We start from the raw sequence: 2,513 nt of genomic DNA, 5'->3' as shown, positions 1-2,513 counted from the left end.
ACTTGGTTGCTAGGTGGAGGAGGTGCATGAATACAAGCACCAAAATAAGGGACTAGTAAAAATTGTTTAACATGCTGCATATCTGTTAATTTCAGTGCAAAAATGCACCATATCTCTTAGGGATGTGCGTGTAGAAGTGCACCACCCTAGGAGTTGATAAACTCTCGCAATTTTGCGAGGCTCACCTAGGATGATCTGTATGGAAACCATCGCCAAGATAAGGCGCCTGTATTACAAAGAAACACTTTCAATTCGTGCCATTGCCTTAAAGCTAAACTTAAATCGCAGAACCGTTAAAAAACACATTGAACAAACCGTAGTCCCGTCTTACCAGAAACCAGCTAAGCGCTATCCTCAGCTGGGGGTCTATTTAGCGAGTCTTGATTTACGACTCACTGAAGCGCAAACACAGCCTAAAATAAAACGTATGACAGCGTGCCGTCATTATGAATGGCTCAAGTCCTGTGGCTACCAAGGTAGCTACAGTTCTGTTTCGGCCTATGTTAGGCAATTCAATGCACAAAGCCCAACCAACCCAATCGTATTCATTCCTCAGCATTTCGCCATAGGCGATGCCTATCAATTTGACTGGAGTACAGAATCCATCAAGATTGCTGGGGTGGTGCAAAAAACACAGGTAGCTCACTTTCGCTTATGCCACAGTCGCGCTTTCTTTGTCCGCGCCTACCCCAACCAGAAGATGGAAATGCTGATTGATGCGCACAACCATGCATTCACCTACTTTGGTGGCGTCTCAAAACGGGGTATATACGACAACATGAAGACCGCTGTTAAAAGTATTGGTGTAGGTAAGGAGCGTGAATTTAATGCACAGTTCTTAGGGCTTATGAATCACTATATGATTGAACCTGTTGCCTGCACACCAGCCTCTGGCTGGGAGAAAGGCCAAGTGGAACGTCAAGTACGCACGCTACGTAAACAAATATTTGAGCCAATGCTGTCTTTTGAAACCTGGCAGGACTTCAATGCGTTCTTACTACAGCAATGTCAAGATCGTATACTCACAGCACCTCACCCTGATGATAAGAGCACCACAGTAGCAACACGCTTTGCTGAAGAGCAGCGCATCCTCACACCATGCAACCTCTATCAAGGTTGCCGTGTCGAATGGGTACGTGTTAACTCACTGGCGCTGGTGGGCTTTGATGCACACAAATACAGTGTGCCGTGCCAGTATGCGTTACGTAATGTTGAACTGCATATCAGTGCCAGTGAAATAAAAGTCATTGCCGAAGGGCAAGAAGTAGCCAGGCACCCACGCAGTTTTGATAAACAGCAGACGACTTATAATCCTTGGCATTATCTATCAGCACTACAGCGTAAACCTGGTGCGCTACGTAATGGCGAGCCATTCTTGCACTGGCCGTTACCGCAGCCGATTAAAACCCTTCAGCAACATTTACTCAAACAACCCAAGGGCGATCGCGCCATGGTCAAGCTATTAAGCTTGATTGCTGAGTATGGTGAAGAAATAGGCGTGACCGCCGCGGCTATTGCGTTGAAGGAAGACATGCCAACCGTAGAGGCGGTTCTCAATATCATTCATCGCCTCAAAGAGCCTGTGATTCCCACCATCATGAGCTATGACGTGCCCTTGCGTATGCCACCACAAGCACAGTTAGCACGTTATGACACTTTGCTTAGCTCAGGAGCTCAATATGCAACGGCATGAATGTATTGCATTGCTAGAGCAACTCAAACTAGGCGCTATGCGCGACGCTTGGGATGAAGTGGTGACCGATGGCATTGCGCGTAAGCGCTCGACTTCAGACATTATTGGCCGGTTATTACAAACTGAACTCACTGAGCGTCAGTGTCGCAGCGTGCAATATCGTATTACACAAGCGAAGTTTCCGCAACATAAGTCACTGGCGATGTTTAAGTTTGAGCAGTCTCCTGTGCATCAACCCAGCATTGATTTACTCCTTGATGGCGACTATATCAAACATAAGCGCAACATTATCTTTGTGGGTGGGCCTGGTACAGGTAAAACGCATTTGGCAAGTGCGTTAGGGATTGATGCCGCGACTAAAGGTGCAAGAGTGCGATTTTACAATGTACTGGATTTAGTCAATCAACTAGAACTTGATAAAGATCAGCAGAAACATAAGTTGGCGCAGCAACTGAGCAAATACGACATGGTGATATTAGATGAACTAGGTTATTTACCTTTTAGCCAGAAAGGTGGCGCCTTGTTATTTCATCTTATTAGCCAATTGCATGAGCAGACTAGTATCGTCATCACGACGAATTTAGCATTCTCTGAATGGGGTAAGCTATTTGCAGATGAAAAGATGACGTCGGCTTTACTTGATAGGCTGGTGCATCACTGCGATATTGTTGAAACAGGTAATGACTCTTATCGCTTTAAAAATAGGTCTTAAACTGGTGCACTTTTGCACTGACATCGTGGTGCACTTTTAAACTAACATTGACAAGGAAATGAATCTTACCGTTTTAAGCACCGTAAAAGTCGTACTCAGCAAAGCGAA

At 45.4% G+C, this 2,513-nt stretch carries 3 protein-coding genes; 2 read left to right on the top strand and 1 reads right to left on the bottom strand.

All coding sequences use genetic code 11. The features are described from left to right. Positions 1 to 95 (bottom strand): DUF3299 domain-containing protein (locus PSU78_RS08895; RefSeq protein ID WP_300387171.1); only part of this gene is annotated, 95 nt, incomplete at its 3' end. A 95-nt stretch (positions 96 to 190) separates the two neighbouring features. Between PSU78_RS08895 and istA the strand changes: the two genes are divergently transcribed. Together istA and istB are read left to right on the top strand one after the other, a co-directional pair. Then, positions 191 to 1,693, top strand: a complete 1,503-nt coding sequence (gene istA, locus PSU78_RS08890) for an IS21 family transposase (protein WP_300387169.1) — start codon at positions 191 to 193, stop codon at positions 1,691 to 1,693. Further along, positions 1,680 to 2,405: an IS21-like element helper ATPase IstB gene (gene istB, locus PSU78_RS08885; protein WP_300387167.1), complete on the top strand. Its 726-nt coding sequence runs from the start codon at positions 1,680 to 1,682 to the stop codon at positions 2,403 to 2,405. Before istA ends, istB begins: the two co-directional genes overlap by 14 nt. Positions 2,406 to 2,513: the final 108 nt, after the last annotated feature.

Source organism: Methylotenera sp., assembly GCF_029945705.1.
Lineage (GTDB): Bacteria > Pseudomonadota > Gammaproteobacteria > Burkholderiales > Methylophilaceae > Methylotenera.
This window is presented reverse-complemented; position numbering and strand designations above follow the sequence as displayed.

What these genes read in the sequence shown, in the direction of transcription:
- istA (WP_300387169.1), top strand. Translation starts at nt 191, where the DNA reads ATGATCTGTATGGAAACCATCGCCAAGATAAGGCGCCTGTATTACAAA.
- istB (WP_300387167.1), top strand. Translation starts at nt 1,680, where the DNA reads ATGCAACGGCATGAATGTATTGCATTGCTAGAGCAACTCAAACTAGGC.